The 19385-nt window shown below is 64.5% G+C and carries 17 protein-coding genes and 2 tRNA genes; 6 read left to right on the forward strand and 13 right to left on the reverse strand.

Annotation, left to right across the window (positions count from 1 at the left end):
- Positions 1-78: 78 nt before the first annotated feature.
- From nuoI to SMD10_RS12320, 12 genes are all read right to left on the reverse strand, one after another.
- On the reverse strand, positions 79-567 hold the full coding sequence (gene nuoI / locus SMD10_RS12265; protein WP_331685987.1) for an NADH-quinone oxidoreductase subunit NuoI: 489 nt from the start codon (positions 565-567) through the stop codon (positions 79-81).
- A gap of 52 nt (positions 568-619) precedes the next feature.
- Complete coding sequence (nuoH, locus tag SMD10_RS12270; protein ID WP_331685988.1) at positions 620-1672, reverse strand: NADH-quinone oxidoreductase subunit NuoH; 1053 nt, start codon at positions 1670-1672, stop codon at positions 620-622.
- A 12-nt stretch (positions 1673-1684) separates the two neighbouring features.
- Positions 1685-3760 (reverse strand): NADH-quinone oxidoreductase subunit NuoG, encoded by a 2076-nt coding sequence (gene nuoG, locus SMD10_RS12275; RefSeq protein WP_331685989.1) that lies wholly within the window; start codon positions 3758-3760, stop codon positions 1685-1687.
- Positions 3761-3805: 45 nt separating this feature from the next.
- On the reverse strand, positions 3806-5110 hold the full coding sequence (gene nuoF / locus SMD10_RS12280) for an NADH-quinone oxidoreductase subunit NuoF (protein ID WP_331685990.1): 1305 nt from the start codon (positions 5108-5110) through the stop codon (positions 3806-3808).
- A 22-nt stretch (positions 5111-5132) separates the two neighbouring features.
- On the reverse strand, positions 5133-6617 hold the full coding sequence (gene nuoE / locus SMD10_RS12285) for an NADH-quinone oxidoreductase subunit NuoE (RefSeq protein WP_331685991.1): 1485 nt from the start codon (positions 6615-6617) through the stop codon (positions 5133-5135).
- 307 nt (positions 6618-6924) lie between these two features.
- Positions 6925-8115, reverse strand: a complete 1191-nt coding sequence (locus tag SMD10_RS12290; protein ID WP_331685992.1) for an NADH-quinone oxidoreductase subunit D — start codon at positions 8113-8115, stop codon at positions 6925-6927.
- Positions 8108-8545 (reverse strand): GFA family protein, encoded by a 438-nt coding sequence (locus tag SMD10_RS12295; RefSeq protein ID WP_331685993.1) that lies wholly within the window; start codon positions 8543-8545, stop codon positions 8108-8110. Before SMD10_RS12295 ends, SMD10_RS12290 begins: the two co-directional genes overlap by 8 nt.
- A 13-nt stretch (positions 8546-8558) precedes the next feature.
- A complete protein-coding gene (locus tag SMD10_RS12300; RefSeq protein ID WP_331685994.1) occupies positions 8559-9149 on the reverse strand; it encodes an NADH-quinone oxidoreductase subunit C in 591 nt (196 codons plus the stop codon).
- Positions 9150-9167: 18 nt separating this feature from the next.
- The gene (locus SMD10_RS12305; RefSeq protein WP_432757230.1) at positions 9168-9707 is read right to left on the reverse strand and encodes a NuoB/complex I 20 kDa subunit family protein; all 540 of its coding nucleotides are present in this window, start codon (positions 9705-9707) and stop codon (positions 9168-9170) included.
- A gap of 8 nt (positions 9708-9715) precedes the next feature.
- Entirely contained in the window at positions 9716-10081 is a 366-nt protein-coding gene (locus tag SMD10_RS12310) for an NADH-quinone oxidoreductase subunit A (RefSeq protein ID WP_331685996.1), read from the reverse strand.
- Between the two features lie 205 nt (positions 10082-10286).
- Positions 10287-11489 carry an LptF/LptG family permease gene (locus tag SMD10_RS12315; protein WP_331685997.1) on the reverse strand — a complete coding sequence of 401 codons (1203 nt, stop codon included), beginning with the start codon at positions 11487-11489 and terminating at the stop codon, positions 10287-10289.
- 278 nt (positions 11490-11767) lie between these two features.
- A tRNA-Asp gene (locus SMD10_RS12320) sits at positions 11768-11844 on the reverse strand.
- A gap of 173 nt (positions 11845-12017) precedes the next feature.
- Between SMD10_RS12320 and SMD10_RS12325 the strand changes: the two genes are divergently transcribed.
- Positions 12018-12093: transfer RNA gene (locus tag SMD10_RS12325), tRNA-Val, on the forward strand.
- Between the two features lie 218 nt (positions 12094-12311).
- Here the strand turns inward: SMD10_RS12325 and SMD10_RS12330 are convergent.
- On the reverse strand, positions 12312-13007 hold the full coding sequence (locus SMD10_RS12330) for a GntR family transcriptional regulator (protein WP_331685998.1): 696 nt from the start codon (positions 13005-13007) through the stop codon (positions 12312-12314).
- A gap of 451 nt (positions 13008-13458) precedes the next feature.
- Here SMD10_RS12330 and SMD10_RS12335 point away from each other — a divergent pair, with 451 nt between their 5' ends.
- The 5 genes from SMD10_RS12335 to SMD10_RS12355 all read left to right on the forward strand — a co-directional run bounded on the left by SMD10_RS12335 (position 13459) and on the right by SMD10_RS12355 (position 19325).
- Positions 13459-14748 carry an ABC transporter substrate-binding protein gene (locus tag SMD10_RS12335; protein WP_331685999.1) on the forward strand — a complete coding sequence of 430 codons (1290 nt, stop codon included), beginning with the start codon at positions 13459-13461 and terminating at the stop codon, positions 14746-14748.
- A gap of 84 nt (positions 14749-14832) precedes the next feature.
- Positions 14833-15705, forward strand: a complete 873-nt coding sequence (locus SMD10_RS12340; protein WP_432757232.1) for a carbohydrate ABC transporter permease — start codon at positions 14833-14835, stop codon at positions 15703-15705.
- A gap of 91 nt (positions 15706-15796) precedes the next feature.
- Positions 15797-16573 carry a carbohydrate ABC transporter permease gene (locus tag SMD10_RS12345; protein WP_331686014.1) on the forward strand — a complete coding sequence of 259 codons (777 nt, stop codon included), beginning with the start codon at positions 15797-15799 and terminating at the stop codon, positions 16571-16573.
- 86 nt (positions 16574-16659) lie between these two features.
- Positions 16660-17730 (forward strand): ABC transporter ATP-binding protein, encoded by a 1071-nt coding sequence (locus tag SMD10_RS12350; RefSeq protein WP_331686000.1) that lies wholly within the window; start codon positions 16660-16662, stop codon positions 17728-17730.
- 293 nt (positions 17731-18023) lie between these two features.
- On the forward strand, positions 18024-19325 hold the full coding sequence (locus SMD10_RS12355; protein WP_331686001.1) for a Gfo/Idh/MocA family protein: 1302 nt from the start codon (positions 18024-18026) through the stop codon (positions 19323-19325).
- Positions 19326-19385 lie beyond the last annotated feature (60 nt).

Raw genomic sequence — 19385 nt, forward strand, 5'->3', positions numbered from 1 at the left:
GCCTGACGGCCTTTCGGGCTGGCATTCGGTCCGGGGCGGCGGGCGGCGACGTCAGCGAGAAACGCCGCCCGGCCTCGATTAACGGTAGGGCGCGTCGAGCGCAATGCTGGCAGCGATCTCCCGCTCCCAGCGGTCGCCGTTCGCCAACAGCTTTTCCTTGTCGTAGTAGAGTTCCTCGCGGGTTTCCGTCGAGAACTCGAAATTCGGCCCCTCGACGATGGCGTCGACCGGGCAGGCTTCCTGGCAGAAGCCGCAGTAGATGCACTTCACCATGTCGATGTCGTAGCGCACCGTGCGGCGGGTGCCGTCGTTGCGTCGCGGCCCCGCCTCGATGGTGATGGCCTGCGCCGGGCAGATCGCCTCGCACAGCTTGCAGGCGATGCACCGCTCCTCGCCGTTGGGATAACGGCGCAGCGCGTGCTCGCCACGGAAGCGAGGCGAAATCGGCCCTTTTTCAAAGGGATAGTTGATGGTGTTCTTAGGTTTGAAGAAGTAGCGCATCGTCAGGCCGACGGCCTGGAAGAACTCCTTCAGAAACAGCTGCTGAACGGTCTGAGATAGGCTCATGGAAAAAACCCGTGCGGCTTGGCTGGGACGACGGTCGTGATCGCTCGCGGGCTCATAGCATGTCGCTCCATCCGGTGAGCTGCAGGACGAACGCCACGATGATCACCATCGCCAGCGACAACGGCAGGAACACCTTCCAACCGAGCTGCATCAACTGGTCGTAGCGGTAGCGAGGCACGAAGGCCTTCACCAGCCCGAACATGAAGAACACCAGAAGCGCCTTGATCAGGAACCAGATGACGCCGGGAATCCAGGTGAACGGCACGAAATTGAACGGGGGCAGCCAGCCGCCCAGGAACAGGATCGTGGTCAGCGAGCACATCAGCGAGATCGCCGCGTACTCGCCCAGCATGAACATCATGTACGGGGTCGAGCCGTATTCGACCATGTAGCCGGCGACCAGCTCCGACTCCGCCTCCGGAAGATCGAAGGGCGGCCGGTTCGTCTCGGCGAGACCGGAGATGAAGAACACGATGAACATCGGGAACAGCGGCAGCCAGTGCCAGTCGAGGAAGGTGTTCGGTAGGCCGAGCATGGTGCCGAGACCCGTCGTCTGCGCCACCACGATATCGGTCATGTTGAGCGAACCGACGCACAGAAGCACCGTGACGATGACGAAGCCGATCGACACCTCGTAGGACACCATCTGCGCGGCCGAACGCAGCGACCCCAGGAAGGCGTATTTGGAATTGGACGCCCAGCCGCCCATCAGGACGCCATAGACCTCCAGCGAGGAGATCGCGAAGATGTAGAGAACGCCGATGTTGATGTCGGCGACCACCCAGCCCGCCGCGACCGGAATGACCGCGAAGGTGGACAGCGCCAGGGTCACCGACAGCAGCGGCGCCAGCAGGAACACCACCTTGTCGGCGCTGGCCGGGATCACCGGCTCCTTGAAGACGAACTTCAACAGGTCGGCGAAGGACTGGAACAGTCCCCAGGGACCGACGACGTTGGGGCCGCGACGGATCTGCACGGCCGCCCAGATCTTGCGATCGGCGAGCAGGATGTAGGCGATCAGCACCATCAACAGGACGAGGAAGAGCAGGCTCTCCGCGAGGATGATGATGGCCGGCCAGAGATAGGTCCAGAAGAAATCGATCATGATCGCTCGTCCCTATTCCGCCGCTTCCAGATGCAGGCCCTGGGCGAGGCGCGAGCATTCGGCCATCACCTTGGAAGCCCTGGCGATCGGATTGGTGAGATAGAAGTCGCCGATCCCCGCTCCGAAGGACGCTCCCTTGAGATCCGTCACACGGCCGGCCAGAGCGCCGATCGCCGAGGCGTCGGCCGCGACCATGGCGCCAGACGCCATGAACGGATGGGCCGCGTAGATCTCGGCCCGCAACTGGGCCAGCGAATCGAACGGCAAGGTCTTGCCGAGCACCGCCGACAAGGCCCGGAAGATCGCCCAATCCTCGCGCGCCTCTCCCGGCGGGAAGGCGGCGCGACTGCCGGTCTGCGCCCGGCCTTCGAGATTGACCCAGGTGCCGCTCTTTTCGGTATAGGCAGCGGCCGGCAAAATCACGTCGGCGCGGTGCGCGCCGCGATCGCCATGGGTGCCGATATAGACGACGAACGGCCCAGCCGCGACGTCGATCTCGTCGCCTCCGAGGTTGAACAGCACGTCGACACCGCCCGTCGCCATCTCGGCAACCGTCAGACCGCCCTCGCCCGGCACGAAGCCGATATCGAGGCCGCCGACGCGCGAAGCCGCCGTATGCAGCACGTTGAAGCCGTTCCAGCCCTCGGCGATCGCGCCGATCTCGCGCGCCAGCGCGGCGGCCGATGCCAGCACCGCGGCGGCGCCTTCGCCCGTCAGCGCCGCACCGCCGACGATGACCATGGGCCGCTCGGCCGTCTTCAGGGCATCGAAGAAGCCCTCGCTCGCCCGCTTGACGTCGGCGAGCGTCTCCGGCCCGGCGCCGAGATACGTATAGTCGTATCGCAGATCGGCGTTTTCGCCGATGACGCCGATCGGGAAGCCGCCCATCCGCCAACGCTTGCGGATACGCGAATTCAGCACCGGCGCCTCGAAGCGTGGATTGGCGCCGATGATCAGCAGCGCGTCGGCATCCTCGATGCCGGCGATGGTGGAATTGAAGAGGTAGGCCGCTCGCCCGTCGGCGGGGTCGAGCAAGGCGCCGTCCTGCCGGCAATCGAGATGGGTCGACCCCAGCGCCTCCATCAGGCGCTTCAGCGCCCACATGTCCTCGACGGCGGCGAGATCGCCGGCCAGGGCCCCGATCTTGTTGGCGGGCGTCGTGCCGACCTTGTTGGCAATCGCGGCAAAAGCTTCCTGCCAGCTCGCCGGCACCAGGCGACCATCGCGGCGCACGTAAGGCCGGTCGAGGCGCTGCGTGCGCAGGCCGTCCCAGACGAATCGGGTCTTGTCGGAGATCCACTCCTCGTTCACCGCCTCGTTGGTGCGCGGCAGGATGCGCATGACCTCACGGCCGCGCGTGTCGACGCGGATCGCCGAACCGACGGCATCCATGACGTCGAAGCTTTCGGTCTTGGTCAGTTCCCACGGCCGCGCCTGGAAGGCGTAGGGGCGCGAGGTCAGCGCGCCGACCGGGCAAAGGTCGATGACGTTGCCCTGAAGCTCCGAGGTCATCGCCTGTTCGAGATAGGTGGTGATCTCGGCGTCCTCGCCGCGGCCGATCAGGCCCAACTCGGAAATGCCGGCCACCTCGGTGGTGAAGCGCACACAGCGCGTGCAATGGATGCAGCGCGTCATGATGGTCTTCACCAGCGGGCCGATATACTTGTCTTCGACGGCGCGCTTGTTCTCGCGATAGCGCGAGGAATCGACGCCGAAGGCCATCGCCTGGTCCTGCAGGTCGCACTCGCCGCCCTGATCGCAGATCGGGCAATCGAGCGGGTGATTGATGAGCAGGAACTCCATCACCCCTTCGCGCGCTTTCTTCACCATCGGCGTGTTGGTGAAGATCTCCGGCGGCTGGCCTTCCGGGCCCGGACGCAGATCGCGCACGCCCATGGCGCAGGAGGCCGCCGGCTTCGGCGGTCCGCCCTTCACCTCGACCAGGCACATGCGGCAATTGCCGGCGATCGACAGCCGCTCGTGGAAGCAGAAGCGCGGAATCTCGGCACCCGCCTCCTCCGCCGCCTGCAGCAGCGTGTAGTGGTCGGGAACCTCAACCTCTTTGCCGTCGACTTTCAGTTTCGCCATAGCTTCATCTCAGTCGCAGCCCCGATGGACGAGGCAGAAAATGTCTTACTCCGCCGCCACGAGAGCGGGACGGTCGTTGTCGGCGTTGCGCGAATAGTCGTCGATGCGGCGCTCGATCTCCGCGCGGAAATGCCGGATCAGGCCCTGCACCGGCCAGGCCGCCGCATCGCCCAGCGCGCAGATCGTGTGGCCCTCGACCTGCTTGGTGACGTCGAGCAGCATGTCGATCTCGCGCTTCTGCGCGTTGCCCACTGCCATGCGCTCCAGCACGCGCCACATCCAGCCGGTGCCTTCGCGGCACGGCGTGCACTGGCCGCAGCTTTCGTGCTTGAAGAAATAAGAGATGCGCGCGATCGCCCGGACGATGTCGGTCGACTTGTCCATGACGATGGCGCCGCCGGTGCCGAAGGACGACTTGATCTCCCTCAGCCCGTCGAAGTCCATGATACAGTCCTTGATGTCCTCGCCCGGAACGACCGGACAGGACGCGCCGCCGGGGATCACCGCCAGAAGGTTGTCCCATCCGCCGCGAATGCCGCCGGCATGACGCTCGATCAGTTCGCGAAAGGTGATGCCCATCGCCTCTTCGACCGTGCAGGGACGCTCGACATGGCCGGAAATCATGAACAGCTTGGTGCCGGTGTTGTTCTGACGGCCGATGCCCGCGAACCATGCCCCGCCGCGGCGCAGAATGGTCGGCGCGACGGCAATCGATTCGACGTTGTTGACCGTGGTCGGGCAACCGTAGAGGCCGACATTGGCCGGAAACGGCGGCTTCAGACGCGGCTGACCCTTGCGGCCTTCCAGGCTTTCGAGGAGTGCCGTTTCCTCACCGCAGATATACGCACCGGCGCCGTGATGGACGATGACGTCGAAGTCCCAGCCGCACTTGTTGTCGCGTCCGAGCAGCCCGGCGTCATAGCATTCGTCGATAGCGCGCTGCAGCGCCTCGCGCTCGCGAATGAACTCGCCGCGCACATAGATGTAGGCGGTGTGCGCGCCCATCGCAAAACCGGCGATCACGCAGCCCTCGATGAGAGTGTGCGGATCATTGCGCAGAATGTCGCGATCCTTGCAGGTGCCGGGCTCGGATTCGTCGGCGTTGACCACCAGATAATGCGGACGGCCGTCGGATTCCTTCGGCATAAAGGACCACTTGAGGCCGGTCGGGAAGCCTGCCCCGCCTCGTCCGCGCAGGCCCGAGGCCTTCATCTCGTTGATGATCCAGTCGCGCCCCTTGGTGATGATGTCGGCCGTACCGTCCCACAGGCCGCGCTTCTGCGCGCCTTTCAGGCTCTTGTCAGTGAGGCCGTAGATGTTGGTGAAGATGCGGTCTTTGTCCTGAAGCATCTAGCGTCTCCTAGCCCGCACCCTACGCCGCACCGCCGCTGGAGCCGGAAAGCTCCTTGGCCTGGTCGATCCAACGGTCGCGGATGGCCCGCCCCCGGAAATTCAGGTGATCGTCGATCCAGACCAGCTCCTCGTCGCTCCATCCAGCGATCTGCCAGAAATGGAACACGCCCAGCTCGTTCAGCCGGTCTTCGAGAACCTTGCCGACGCCCTTGATCTGCTGGAGGTCGTCCTTCTCACCGCGAGGCGCATCGAGCAGCGTGCTCGGCCGCTCGCCAATCGGTCCGGGCGCCGTGCGCTCCAGCCCACTGTCCTCGGAGACACCATCCGCCCGGTCGTCGCTTGCGGTTTCGAACGTATCGCCCGCCGCAGGCGGCGGCCCTGAACGGGTATCGGAAGTATCCGCGCGCTGCCCTTCCACAACGTGGACACCGCTCTGATCCGTGCCGCTCAAATCGGCGCGCTCGACGGTCGATCCGGCGTCCGGGGCCTTCGGAGCACTCACTTGGCTGACCGGCGGAACCGTCGCATCTTCTGCGGCGAGTTCCTTCAGCCCACGCCCGGTGCTCGACGGGCTTTGGTGGCCGAGTGCCGCCTTTTCCTCGTCGGTTTCCTTGGCATCGGCATCGGTTTCGCCCTGCCGGCTTCCGCTACTCTGACCGGAAGTCACCTTTTCGGCACCGGCCGCGGGATCCACGCTCGCCTTATCGTCGACACGCTGCTGGTCCGCTTCGGGGGCGGCGGCCTTGCCGTCGGGGCCCTTGACCGACGGATCGGTCTCGACCGCATGGGTGTCCGGGCGGGCTGCCTTCGACGGGGCCCCTGATTCGCCGGCACCGGCGCCTTGCGGCGGCGCCGACCTGCCGGCCGGTCCACCGTCGCGCGGCGCCTTGCCGTCGAGCGACGTCAGCGTCGTCGCGCCTCCCACCGGCGCCGAAAGATGCCGGTCGATCTGCGGGCCGACGGGGACGCTGCCCCCCTCGCCCTTCTCGAACAGATCGATGATCTCCTCGAGCCGTTCCGGCGTCAGATCCTCGTAGGTATCCTTGAAGATCATCACCATCGGCGCGTTAACGCACGCCCCCAGGCATTCGACCTCTTCCCAGGAGAGCGTACCGTCCTCGCTGAGGTGGAACTGTTCCTCGTGGATCTTCTTGCGGCAGACCGCCTTCAGCTCGTCTGCCCCGCGCAGCATGCAAGGCGTCGTGCCGCACACCTGGATATGCGCGCGCGTGCCCACCGGCTTGAGCTGGAACTGGGTATAGAAGGTCGCGACCTCGAGCACCCGAATCAACGGCATGTGCAGCATGTCGGCGACCGACTCGATGGCCGCCTTGGTGACCCAGCCCTCCTGCTCCTGCGCCCGCATCAGCAGCGGGATCACCGCAGAGTGCTGGCGGCCTTCCGGATATCTGCGAATGGTCTGCTCAGCCCAGCGGGCGTTATCTTCGGAAAAAGCGAAGTGGTCGGGCTGGACCCGGTCTTCGGCAAGACGTCTTACAGACATCGGACCTCGACTCGACTGGCTGGAATTATTTTAAATAGCTGCGTCGCGGCGCGTTCTATCACACGAGTCGGAAAACGCCAGCACCTTGCCACCACTGAGCTTGCCGTTGCGGCGAGCCGTTTCGAGGGTGGAGAGAGAGGCGATCGGGCTTGCATGACGGGGCCGCCATGAGCATGACGGAAGAAGGTGCCGGCCCGCGATCGGGCCGGGCTTGTGGTCGCACCCGATCGGATCTGAAAACCGAGGCCTGAATGAGAACGCAAGGGGCCGGCGAAGGCGGAGGACGCCGGTTCGCCGTTCCCGCGCATTACCGATCCACCTCGCCGAACACCACGTCGATCGAGCCGACGAGCGCGGCCATGTCCGCCAGCATGTGCTTGCGGCCAAGATGGTCCATTCCCTGCAGGTGCACATAGCCCGGCGGACGGATCTTCACGCGATAAGGCTTGTTGCTGCCGTCCGAGACGAGATAGACGCCGAATTCGCCCTTCGGCGCCTCGACGGCCGCATAGATCTCGCCCTCCGGCACGTGGAAGCCTTCGGTATAGAGCTTGAAGTGGTGAATCAGCGCTTCCATCGAGCGCTTCATCTCGGCACGGCGCGGCGGCGCGAACTTGCCGTCGGTGGACAGCACCGGTCCGCCGTATTGAGCGCTCTTCAGCTTCTCCACGCACTGCTTCATGATGTAGGTCGACTGCCGCATCTCCTCCATGCGGATCAGGTAGCGATCGTAGCAGTCGCCGTTCTTGCCGATCGGGATATCGAAGTCGAACTCCTCGTATCCGTCGTAAGGCTGCGCCTTGCGCAGATCCCACGGCACGCCGGCGCTGCGGATCATCGGTCCGCTCATGCCCCGCGCCCAGCCCTCGTCGGCCGTCAGGATGCCGATGTCGACGTTGCGCTGCTTGTAGATGCGGTTGCCCGTCACCAGCGCGTCGAGATCGTCGAGCCGCGCGAGAAACGGATCGCAGAATTCGCCGATATCGTCGATCAGCTGCGGCGGCAGGTCCTGATGCACGCCGCCCGGCCGGAAATAGGCCGCATGCATGCGCGCGCCCGAAGCCCGCTCGTAGAAGACCATCAGCTTCTCGCGCTCCTCGAAGCCCCACAGCGGCGGCGTCAGCGCGCCGACGTCCATGACCTGCGTGGTGACGTTGAGAAGATGCGAGGCGATGCGGGTGAGTTCCGAATACAGAACCCGGATCAACTGGCCGCGCTTCGGCACCTCGATGCCGGCGAGACGCTCGATCGCCAGGCAGAACGGATGCTCCTGGCTCATCGGCGCGCAATAATCCAGCCGATCGAAATACGGCATGCCCTGCAGATAGGTCTTGTGCTCGATCAGCTTCTCGGTGCCGCGATGCAGCAGGCCGATATGCGGATCGACGCGCTCGACGATCTCGCCGTCGAGTTCGAGAACCAGCCGCAGAACGCCGTGGGCCGAGGGATGCTGCGGCCCGAAATTGATGTTGAAATTGCGGACGTTGACTTCAGCCATTGGGCTTTCCTTGCTCGGCCCCGAACGCGGCGAAGACCTCGGCGCCGGTCATCTTCTTCGTATCGTTCGCGAATTCGTACCAGGACGGCTTCGAATCGATGAAGATCTCGCTGGTGAAGGTCACGTCGCCGAGATCCTCGATCGCGCCGACCGCAAAGACGTAATCGCGCTCATCGCGCGTGCGCCAGAACAGCGCGCTGCCGCACGCCTTGCAGAACCCGCGCTCGCCCCAGGCCGACGACTGATAGACGCTGAGCGAATCGATGCCCGACAGCACCGTGTCCTTGATCCCGCCGACGCCGATGAAAGGCCCGCCGGTCCATCGCCGGCAGATGTCGCAATGGCAGGCGCCGACCTCGCATTGGTCGACATCGCCCTCCAGCCGCACCGCGCCGCAGAGGCACTTGGCACTCAGATGCCTTGCCGTCATGCACCGCCCCCCTTCACTGCTTGGCCTTCTCGTCTCCGGGAAGAACGTATTCGGGCCCCTCCCAAGGCGACAGGAAATCGAAATTGCGGAATTCCTGGCGCAGTGCCACCGGCTCGTAGACCACCCGCTTCAACTCTTCGTCGTAGCGGACTTCGACATAGCCGGTCAGCGGGAAGTCCTTGCGCAGCGGATATCCCTCGAAGCCGTAATCGGTGAGGATGCGCCGGAGGTCCGGGTGCCCCGAGAACAGGATGCCGTACATGTCGTAGGCTTCACGCTCGAACCAGTTGGCGCCCGGAAAGACGTCGGTGATCGAGGGAACCGGATCGTCCTCGTTGGTCCGCACCTTGATGCGGATGCGCTGGTTCTGCCGCGGCGACAGCAGATGGTAGACGACGTCGAAGCGCTCTTCGCGCTCCGGATAGTCGACGCCGCACAGATCGACGAAACTGATGAACTGCGTCTGCGGATCGTCGCGCAGCAGGGTCACCACGGACACGATGTCCGAGGCGCCGACGTGGATGGTCAGTTCGCCATTGGCGACAACCGTCTCTTCGATCTTGTCGCCCAGCGCGCCCTTCAGATATTCGGCCAGCTCTTCCATCGGATCGCCCTCCCCGTCCTAGCGCTCGATGGTGCCGGTGCGGCGGATTTTTTTCTGCAACAGCAGCACGCCATAAAGCAGCGCCTCGGCGGTCGGCGGACAGCCCGGCACGTAGATGTCCACGGGTACGACGCGGTCGCAGCCGCGGACGACCGAATAGGAATAGTGATAATAGCCGCCGCCATTGGCGCACGAGCCCATGGAGATGACGTAACGCGGCTCCGGCATCTGGTCGTAGACCTTGCGCAGCGCCGGCGCCATCTTGTTGGTGAGCGTGCCGGCCACGATCATCACATCGGACTGGCGCGGGCTGGCGCGCGGCGCGAAGCCGAAGCGCTCGCAGTCGTAGCGCGGCATCGACATGTGGATCATCTCGATGGCGCAGCATGCCAGGCCGAACTGCATCCACATCAGCGAGCCGGTGCGCGCCCAGTGGATCAGCTCCGACGAGGCGGTGACCAGAAAGCCTTTGTCGGCCAGCTCGTTGTTGATTTCGGTGACGAAGGGATCCTGCTTGGCAGGCGGGGTGCCCGGACGGGCCTCGATCGTGGTGCTCATATTCGGGCTCACTGCCATTCGAGGGCGCCTTTCTTCCATTCGTAGACGAAGCCGACCGTCAGGACGCCCAGGAAGACCACCATCGACCAGAAGCCAAACCAGCCCAGCGTGCCGAAGCTCGCCGCCCATGGAAAGAGAAACGCCACCTCGAGATCGAAAATGATGAAGAGGATGGAAACGAGATAGAAGCGGACGTCGAACTTCATCCGCGAATCGTCGAAGGCGTTGAAGCCGCATTCGTAAGCCGACAGCTTCTCGTCGTCCGGCGCCTTGAAGGCCACCATGAACGGCGCGACCATCAGTCCAAGACCGACGACAAGAGCGACGGCAATGAAGAGGACGATGGGGAGATAGGACGCAAGGAGTTCAGCCATCAGGCGTTTTCCCGTTTGGTAGCGGCCCGGGCGTCGGAAAAAACGGCGCTCCCGAGCCGAGCATTCGACATCGGTCTCCGGCCGCCCGCTGTCTGGCGCAGCTTGCGGCGCCGAGCGGCGGCAAGCGGTCGATCGTCGGCGACAACTACCCCCTCGTGCGGCACCGCGCAAGGCTTCGTCCGGTCGTCATCGGCCGCTTCGGCGGTCATCGTTTGGAGGCGGTTCGCCCGCGGCGCGACCGCAAGCCGATCCGCGGCAGACGCCCCACGAGGTGAGCCAGCTTCTCCACGCCGTCCTGGGTCGAGCGAACGACCGTCAATTCGCTGACATCCGTGCGCGCCCTGATCATCCATGCGCTCGACAGGATCGAGGCCAGGGGCACGGCATAGAGCAGATATTTGAAATTGGCGTCGTGATCGACGAACGAGGACGCGATGAATCCCATGGCTCGCAGTCCGATGGCACCGCCGAGACCCAGGACGACGGCCTGGCCGGTCTGCTGCCGGTTGGTGCGCGGACGCCCCGCCACAACCAGCGCCCACAAGGCGAAGGCAATCGCATAGAGCCATTCGGATAGCCGTCCGTTCAGCTCCTGGGTGAACGAATTGGGATCGCGCTGATATTCCGGCCAGTTCGGATCCGGAAACAGCAGCTCCGCCGTCGAACGTTCGGAGCTTCGGACCCAGTCGCCGGAATTGTCGGGCCGCAGGTCGGACAGGTCGAAGGCGTAGGTTTCGAACTGGACGATGGAAACGCCGGCCTCGCCGGCTTTGCGGCGGTGCAGCTGCCCGTTGTAGAGCAGCAGAAAGGCCGAATCGCCCTTGTCCTCGATACGCCCCTCCTCCGCCAGATAGGTCAGTTCCATCGACGGATCGCGACGATCCGACAGAAAAAGCCCCCGAACGACCGAGCCGCGCACGGAACTGACGCTCAGGAACAGATTGTCCTGCACCTCCTCGAATCGGCCCTCCTTCAGAAACAGCGTGATGATGTCGGCGTTGAGCGAGCGCATGCCGTTGTGGAAGCCGCGATAGGCCGCCGGGGCCACGACGTGGGCGTTGATCATCATGATCACCGAGACGATCGCCGCCAGCGCCAGGATCGGCCGCGCCAATACCGAGATCGAGGCGCCGGAGGCGGCGATCGCCGCGCGTTCCGAATCGGAGTTGAGACTGTTCAGCGCCTGGATCACGCCGATCAGCAGCGCGAAGGGCAGCACCCCCGACACCAGGTTGGGAATCAACAGCATCGCCAGCCAGATCAGGTTGCCGGCAGCGGCCACCGTTGTGGTGACGATGTTGATGCGCTGCAGCGCCTGGGTGATCCAGATGATCAGAATCAGCGACAGAAACGCTCCGAAGCTGAAGCCGAGGACACGCCGGAACACATAACGCTCGAGAATGATCATCCGCTACTCTGTCGCACGTGGAAGGACTGACACCGGCCAAGATGGGTCGGATTCGCCGCGGGTCGATCCAATGCGCGCCAGGTCCGCCTTGGCAAGCCCATTCGCGAATCGGGTCCCGCGCCCAGCCGGTACAGGATCGAGCGATCCGAAGTCCGCGGGCGGCATAAGACAAACCGTCGACGACGAACCCTGGTCCGCTCGAAATCCGATCCATCGAGATGTAAGGACATCAAAGACCGGATCATTCCTCCGATCAGACAGCCACCGCTGAAAAGCGGTGGCGCGAGTGACGGGGCTCGAACCCGCGACCTCCGGCGTGACAGGCCGGCACTCTAACCAACTGAGCTACACCCGCGCTTCCCACCGCCGAAGCGGTGTGTGGCGGTCATTTACGGAAGCGCCCGGACGGTGTCAAGCGATAGAAAACCGAAAAAAGCCAGCGCCTCACAGGCGTTTGCGGACGCGCGCCCCACAATGGCGACGAATGGTTGCGCCGAAGGCCGGAAACGACTAATCGACGACGCGGGCGGGCGGTTAGCTCAGTTGGTAGAGCGCCTCGTTTACACCGAGGATGTCGGGAGTTCGAGTCTCTCACCGCCCACCACAAGCTTCCCCTTCAACCCGATGAAATATATTGGAATTCCAACTCGTGGCCATCCGACGGCCGATGGCGTGCGCGAGGATGCTTGGGAGCAAAAACGGGCCAATCGGCCTGTCGGGATAGGATCGACCAAATCGCCGCAAGCGCGGCCCTCGCCCGGACAGGTGCACGCACCCCGCATCCGGACTTCGCAATCCTGCATGACGCCAGATCGGCTGAGCCTAGATAAAATAGTCCGGATACTGGGTGCGAAGACGATCGACGTTCGGCGCCAGCGCGTTCAGATGGCTTTCCATGGCGGTGCGCGACCCGTCGATGTCGTTGCGGGCGATGGCTTCGCGGATCCGCTCGTGCTCCTCGATCACCTGATGCATGCGGCCCTCGACCGGCAAGGTCAGAAGCCGCGCCCGGTCGATCTGCACCTTCACCTGGCGCAGCAGCCGCCAGATGTTGGGATAGCCTGCGATCAGCGCGATCGCCTCGTGAAACGCCTCGTCCGCCTTGTGAAAGCCGCTGGTCTCGCCGTGGTCGGCAGCCAGCCGCTGGCGCCCCAGGATGCCGTCGATGCGGGCGATGTCGTCCGGCACGGCGACGGCGGCGGTTCGCTCGACCGTGGTGCGCTCCAGCGAGACGCGGATGACCGAGGCCTCGGCCAGCGCACCGACGGGAATCCGCGCGACGAAGGTGCCAGACTGCGGGATCAGGTCGACCAGGCCGTCCTTGGCAAGCGTCAGCAACGCTTCACGCACTGGCGTTCGACTGACGCCGAAGCGTTGCGTCAAAGTTTTTTCATGAAGTGATTCGCCGGGCCGCAAGGCCATACCGACAATCGCTTGATGCAACTGCTCGTAGATTGCAGTCGCCGTAGTTACACGACGAACGGGAATTTGCGGGATACCAGAATCGACGCGGCTCATTGTAGTCGCCGTCGCTGCATTGTTTGACTTCTTCATCCCCCCGGCTCGTCCGATACGGCATTTGGTCGCTCTTTACACATTAGTATATTAGCGTATGATCTTCGGCAAGGCTTTGGGAGGAGCATAGGGGGAATGGCCACAGGCTCGTCGACGAATTCCGATCCGATCGCAGCGACGCGGTTCGATCATCGCGTGGTCGCGCCGCTCCTGGCCGCCCGCCCGCCTGTTTCGCCGACTTTCACTATAGCAACGATGAACCTCGGACGCAAAATCGCGCCGGTCAAGCCGTTGGTGGTTAGCCAGCCCCTACAGCCAGGGTCTGTATACTCCGGTCGATCCGACCTTTCGCCCTCACGACATCATCAGCCGCCTCGACGCGAGCCGTTTCAGGCCGGGCCGAGCGCGGCGGCAGACGCATAACCCGAACCACATCGATCCTGGGAGGAAACACATGGGTCAGCTTGCAGTGAACCGGCGACTGTTTCTCGGCGGCAGCGCCGGGCTTGCGGTGTCGTCTTTCTTGGGTTTCGCCCCGGCGCTGGCGGCCGACGGCAAGATCCGCATGTTCTGGTGGGGCTCGGAGGAACGGGCTCGGCGCACCAACGAAGCCGTCGACGCGTTCGAGGCCGCCAATTCGGGCGTTCAGGTCGAAACCGAGTTCACCGGCTGGGACGACTACTGGACCCGTTTGGCTACTCAGGTCGCCGGCCGCAACGCGCCGGACCTGATCCAGATGGACTACCGCTACATGTTCGAGTACGCGCGGCGTGGCGCCATCAAGCCGCTCGACGAATATCTCGGCGGCCTGCTCCAGATCGAGGATTTCGGCCAGGCCAACCTCGCCTCCTGCCGCGTCGACGGCAAGCTCTACGGCATCAATCTCGGCGTCAACTCGTCCTGCGTGATTCTCGATCTCGACGCATGGCAGGAAACCGGCGTCGAGCCGCCGACCTACGGCACGACCTGGGAGGAGTTCGCGGACAAGGCGGATGCCTTCATGAAAGGCAACAAGCGCTCCAAGTTCTACGCAACTGCCGATGCGAGCGGCTCCGAGCCGGGCTTCGAATTGTGGCTTCGCCAGCATGGCAAGTCGCTCTACACCGAGGACGGAGGGCTGGGATACGAGCCGGCCGATCTCGCCGACTGGTTCAAGTTCTGGGGCGAGATCCGCGCTGCCGGCGCCGCCGTGCCGCCCGACATCCAGGCGCTCTACAAGGACACCATCGAGACCTCGCCGGTGACCCTCGGCTATGCCGCCGTCGACGTCGCCCACTCCAACCAGTTCGTCGCCTTCCAGCAACTCGCCAAGCAGAAGCTGGGAATGACGGCCTATCCGGTGCTGGAGGGTGGCGAGCCCGGGCACTACCTGAAGCCCTCGCAGATGCTGTCGATCATCTCGACGGCCGGCGACACGGAAACGGCGCTGAAACTCGCCAACTTCCTGGTGGCCGAACCGGAAGGCACGAAGATCCTCGGTGTCGAGCGCGGCGTGCCCGCCTCGGCCAAGATCCGCGACCTGCTCACGCCGGAATTGGATGAGGTCAGCCAGGTCGCCGTGGAGTTCATCTCCAAGCTCGAGCCCTATGCCGGGCCGCTGCCGCCCGCTCCGCCCCCGGGCGCCGGCGAACTCAGCGTGCTGCTCAAGCAGGTGAGCCAGGAGGTCTCCTTCGAGTCGTCTTCGCCGGAAGACGCGGCGGACAGCTTCGTCGCCCAGGCCAACGACATCATCGCGCGGGGCTGATCGTCGATGGCCACCACCGACCACGCCGATGCCGTGGTTGCGGCTGGAGGGCGCCTTGCGCCTTCCAGCCCATTCTGGGGCGCCATGCGCGACAGCGCAGCCGGCTACATGTTCCTGGCGCCCTGGCTGATCGGGTTCCTGTGCCTGACGATCGGTCCTGCCCTCGTCTCCCTCTATCTGTCGTTCACCGACTACGACCTGTTGCAGAGCCCGAACTTCGTCGGGGCCTCGAACTATGTGCGGATGGTCACCGCCGACGCCAAGTTTTCGGCCGCCATGCGGGTGACGTTCACCTATGTGATCCTGTCGGTGCCGCTCAAGCTCGCCTTCGCGCTGGCCGTCGCCATGGCGCTCAACCGCGGCGTGCGCGGACTGACGGTCTATCGCGCCCTGTTCTATCTGCCCTCGCTGCTCGGTGCATCGGTCGCCATCTCGGTTCTGTGGCGCCAGTTGTTCGCCGCCGACGGCCTGGTCAACGCCCTGCTCTCGGTCTTCGGGGTCGACGGCCCGAGCTGGATCTCCAACCCGAAATATTCGCTCTACACGCTGGTGGTCCTGTCGGTGTGGCAGTTCGGCTCGCCGATGATCATCTTCCTGGCGGGTCTCCGGCAGATCCCCACCGACATGTACGAGGCCGCCAGCCTCGACGGCGCGTCCAAGCTGCGGCAGTTCTTCAAGATCACCGTGCCGCTGCTCTCGCCGGTGGTCTTCTTCAATCTGGTGATCCAGACCATCGAGGCCTTCAAGGCGTTCACTCCGGCCTTCATCATCTCGGGCGGTACGGGCGGGCCGATCAACTCCACCCTCTTCTACACGCTCTACCTCTACCAGGAGGCCTTCGGGTATTTCCGCATGGGCTACGCCTCGGCGCTGGCCTGGGTGCTCGTCGTCATCATCGCGATCTTCACCGCCTTCTCGTTCCTGTCGACCCGCTACTGGGTGCACTACGATGACTGACACGGCGCGCGACATTCCCGGCCGCGGCGGCGATCACCCCTATCTGCGGCAGGCGCTGCTGCATTCGCTGCTGATTGCCGCCTCCTTCGTCATGCTCTACCCGCTGCTGTGGATGCTGGCCGGCTCGCTCCGGCCGGCCGACGACCTGTTCGGCGGACAGGCCTCGCTCATTCCGTCCCAGGTCACGTTCAGGGCCTATGAGGACGGCTGGTTCGGCCTGCAGGTGAGCTTCGGCAAGTTCTTCCTCAACTCGCTGCTGATCTCGACGCTGGCGACCGCCGGCAACGTCATCGCCGCCTCGCTGGCGGCCTACGCCTTCGCCCGGCTGCGCTTCGTCGGCAAGGGCATCTGGTTCGCGCTGATGCTCGGCACCCTGATGCTGCCTTATCACGTGACTCTGATCCCGCAATACGTGCTCTTTCTCAACCTCGGCTGGGTCAACACCTGGCTGCCGCTGATCCTGCCGAAGTATTTCGCGGTCGACGCCTTCTTCATCTTCCTGATGGTGCAGTTCTTCCGGGGCATCCCGCGCGAGCTGGACGAGGCGGCGATGATGGACGGCTGCAGTGCATGGCGGATCTATTGGAAGATCATGATCCCGCTGTCGCTGCCGGTGCTCGCCACGGCTGCGATCTTCTCGTTCATCTGGACGTGGGAGGACTTCTTCGGCCCCCTCATCTACCTGAACGACATGGACCTCTACACGGTCCAGCTCGGGCTGCGCAGCTTCATCGACTCCAGCGGCGTGTCGAACTGGACGGAGCTGTTCGCCATGTCGATCCTCTCTCTGATCCCGATCTTCCTGGTGTTCCTGTTCTTCCAGCGACTGCTCATCGAGGGCATCGCCACGACGGGCATGAAGCGCTGAGGAGACCGCCCCCATGAACGCACCACGCGACAACGACGCCGGCCGGCAGCACCGTCCGCAGGCGAGACCCGAGTAACGAGGCAGGAATGGCAACGAGTATCCAGTTGAACGGTGTGGTGAAGCGCTTTGGCTCGGTGGAGGTTATCCGCGGCATCGACCTCTTCATCGATCCCGGCGAGTTCACCGTCTTCGTCGGCCCGTCCGGCTGCGGCAAGTCCACTCTGCTGCGCATGATCGCCGGGCTCGAAACGATCTCAGGCGGCGAGCTGCTGATCGACGGACAGCGCATGAACGACGTGGCGGCCGCCAAGCGCGGCATCGCCATGGTGTTCCAGTCCTATGCGCTCTACCCCCACATGACGGTCTACAAGAACCTTGCCTTCGGGCTGGAGACGGCCGGCTACAAGAAGGCCGAGATTGACCGCCGCGTTCGCCACGTGGCCGGCATCCTGAAGATCGATGACTATCTGCAGCGCCGGCCCAAGGCGCTATCGGGCGGCCAGCGCCAGCGCGTGGCGATTGGCCGCTCGATCGTGCGCGAGCCGAAGATCTTCCTGTTCGACGAGCCCTTGTCCAACCTCGACGCCGAGCTGCGCGTCCAGATGCGGGTGGAGATCTCGAAGCTCCATCAGGATCTCGGCAACACGATGATCTACGTCACCCACGACCAGGTCGAGGCGATGACCATGGCCGACAAGATCGTGGTGCTGCGCGACGGCCGCGTCATGCAGGTCGGCTCGCCGCTCGATCTTTACAATTCGCCGAACAATCTGTTCGTGGCCGGCTTCATCGGGTCGCCCAAAATGAATTTCCTGCAAGCCCAGGCGGCAACCTCCGGCAACGCCGTCACCGTCGCCGGGCAGACCGTGCAGGTGGGGGCTCCGGTCGGCAACGGACAAGCCCTGACCTTCGGCGTCCGGCCCGAGCACATCGTCATCGGCGGCGAGGCCGGAGAATCTCTTGGCAACGCGCGCGTGCACCTTGTCGAACATCTGGGCGGAACGACGGTGCTCTATGCCAGCACGCCGGACGGCGCCAATTTGACGGTCACGACGCCCGGCCAGCTGACCGTGCAAAGCGGCGCGGTCGTACCGCTGCGCGTCGATCCGGCCGTCTGCCATGTCTTCGATGCCGAGGGGGCGGCCCTGACGCACTAAGTCGCACCGATCGGTGCGCGATCCGACGCTAGTGTTGAGGAACGCCGCCACTCGATTCCCGCCTCGGCAGACGGTCAATCTGGCAGCGGTTCCGAAAGCGGCATTGGAATCAAAACATTGCCGATGCGCTTTCGAGGCCTTCATTCGCCTCGCCACGCATTCGAGGCGAAGCGAGCGAATGTGTCAGTTCACGAGCGAGCTATTGTCCGTGCCGCCACTCGCCGGCGTGGGCGGAAGCCGATTGTCGGCGGGCGGAGACCCTTCGCCCGCTTCTGTTCGATGGAGATGAAACCATGAAGTATGCGATCGTTGGCACTGGAGCGCGGCACCAGATGTTCCGGCGCGCGATCACCGAGACCTACGGGATCGAGAACGATCTGGTCGGTCTGTGCGACGTCAACGACAAGCGACTGGCGCTGTCGGCCGCCTCCGTACCGGTCCAGAGCGGCAACGGGATCGCCACCTACAAGGCCGAGCACTTCCCCCAGATGCTGGCCGAGCAGAAGCCCGACACCGTCGTCGTCACCGTGCCCGACTACCTGCATCACGAGTACATTGCCGCCGCCATGCGCGCCGGCTGCAACGTGATGACCGAAAAGCCGATGACCATCGATCTGGACAAGCTCAGGGCGATTCTCGACGTGCAGGCCGAGACCGGCCGCTCCATCGCCGTCACCTTCAACTACCGCTACACGCCCGCCCGCACCCAGTTGAAGGATATCCTGCTCTCGGGCGCGATCGGCGAGATCGTCGCCGTCGACTTCTGCTGGTATCTCGACCGCGTGCACGGCGCCGACTATTTCCGCCGCTGGCACCGCTACAAGGACAAGTCCGGCGGGCTGCTCGTGCACAAGTCGACGCACCACTTCGACCTCGTCAACTGGTGGCTGGATTCTTCTCCGGTCTCCATCACCGCGCATGGACGGCGTGCCTTCTATACGCCGGAGATGGCGGCCGCGCTCGGCCTGGCCGACCACGGCGAACGCTGCCACACCTGCCCCGTCGCCGAGCGCTGCGACTTCCGCATGGATCTCGAGACCGACGAGGCGCTGCGCGAGCTCTACCTCGAAGCCGAGGACATCGACGGCTATTACCGCGACCGCTGCGTGTTCGCCGACGACATCACCATCGAGGACACCATGCAGGTGCACGCCGCCTACCAGAGCGGCGCCATGCTCAACTACACGCTTTGCGCCTACAGCCCGTGGGAGGGGCTGGAGGTAAAGTTCCACGGCACCAAGGGCGATCTTTCGCACCGCCATGTCGAGGTCCATGGCGTCTTCGGCGGCAAGCGCGACAAGGCGGCCGGCTTGGAGGCGATGACGACCACGCTGCACGTCGCCGGCCAGCGGCCGGAACAGGTCGAGGTCTGGCAGGGCGAAGGCGACCACGGCGGCGCCGACCCGGTGATGCTGGGCTACCTGTTCAGCCCGTCGACGGCGGAGCCCGACCGCTATGCGCGGTCCTCCACCCATGTCGACGGCGCCTGGTCGATCCTGACCGGCATCGCCGCCAACGCCTCGATGGCGACCGGCGAAACGGTCCATGTCGACGCGCTGCTCGCCGAACACGGGATCAAGCTCGCCCGAAAATAGGAGCGACGCTGACCGCCCTGTCTGAAGCGAAAAGGCCGGACCCGCGAGCGCAGATCCGGC

Origin of the sequence: Consotaella aegiceratis (genome assembly GCF_036541425.1) — a bacterium.
Lineage (GTDB): Bacteria > Pseudomonadota > Alphaproteobacteria > Rhizobiales > Rhizobiaceae > Consotaella > Consotaella aegiceratis.

Coding starts and splice junctions, on each gene's coding strand:
- nuoG (WP_331685989.1), bottom strand. CDS start 3,760: ATGGCGAAACTGAAAGTCGACGGCAAAGAGGTTGAGGTTCCCGACCAC.
- SMD10_RS12300 (WP_331685994.1), bottom strand. CDS start 9,149: ATGGAAGAGCTGGCCGAATATCTGAAGGGCGCGCTGGGCGACAAGATC.
- SMD10_RS12350 (WP_331686000.1), top strand. CDS start 16,660: ATGGCAACGAGTATCCAGTTGAACGGTGTGGTGAAGCGCTTTGGCTCG.
- SMD10_RS12305 (WP_432757230.1), bottom strand. CDS start 9,707: ATGAGCACCACGATCGAGGCCCGTCCGGGCACCCCGCCTGCCAAGCAG.
- SMD10_RS12335 (WP_331685999.1), top strand. CDS start 13,459: ATGGGTCAGCTTGCAGTGAACCGGCGACTGTTTCTCGGCGGCAGCGCC.
- SMD10_RS12340 (WP_432757232.1), top strand. CDS start 14,833: ATGCGCGACAGCGCAGCCGGCTACATGTTCCTGGCGCCCTGGCTGATC.
- SMD10_RS12310 (WP_331685996.1), bottom strand. CDS start 10,081: ATGGCTGAACTCCTTGCGTCCTATCTCCCCATCGTCCTCTTCATTGCC.
- nuoF (WP_331685990.1), bottom strand. CDS start 5,110: ATGCTTCAGGACAAAGACCGCATCTTCACCAACATCTACGGCCTCACT.
- nuoE (WP_331685991.1), bottom strand. CDS start 6,617: ATGTCTGTAAGACGTCTTGCCGAAGACCGGGTCCAGCCCGACCACTTC.
- nuoI (WP_331685987.1), bottom strand. CDS start 567: ATGAGCCTATCTCAGACCGTTCAGCAGCTGTTTCTGAAGGAGTTCTTC.
- SMD10_RS12355 (WP_331686001.1), top strand. CDS start 18,024: ATGAAGTATGCGATCGTTGGCACTGGAGCGCGGCACCAGATGTTCCGG.
- SMD10_RS12295 (WP_331685993.1), bottom strand. CDS start 8,545: ATGACGGCAAGGCATCTGAGTGCCAAGTGCCTCTGCGGCGCGGTGCGG.
- SMD10_RS12330 (WP_331685998.1), bottom strand. CDS start 13,007: ATGAGCCGCGTCGATTCTGGTATCCCGCAAATTCCCGTTCGTCGTGTA.
- SMD10_RS12315 (WP_331685997.1), bottom strand. CDS start 11,489: ATGATCATTCTCGAGCGTTATGTGTTCCGGCGTGTCCTCGGCTTCAGC.
- SMD10_RS12345 (WP_331686014.1), top strand. CDS start 15,797: ATGCTCTACCCGCTGCTGTGGATGCTGGCCGGCTCGCTCCGGCCGGCC.
- SMD10_RS12290 (WP_331685992.1), bottom strand. CDS start 8,115: ATGGCTGAAGTCAACGTCCGCAATTTCAACATCAATTTCGGGCCGCAG.
- nuoH (WP_331685988.1), bottom strand. CDS start 1,672: ATGATCGATTTCTTCTGGACCTATCTCTGGCCGGCCATCATCATCCTC.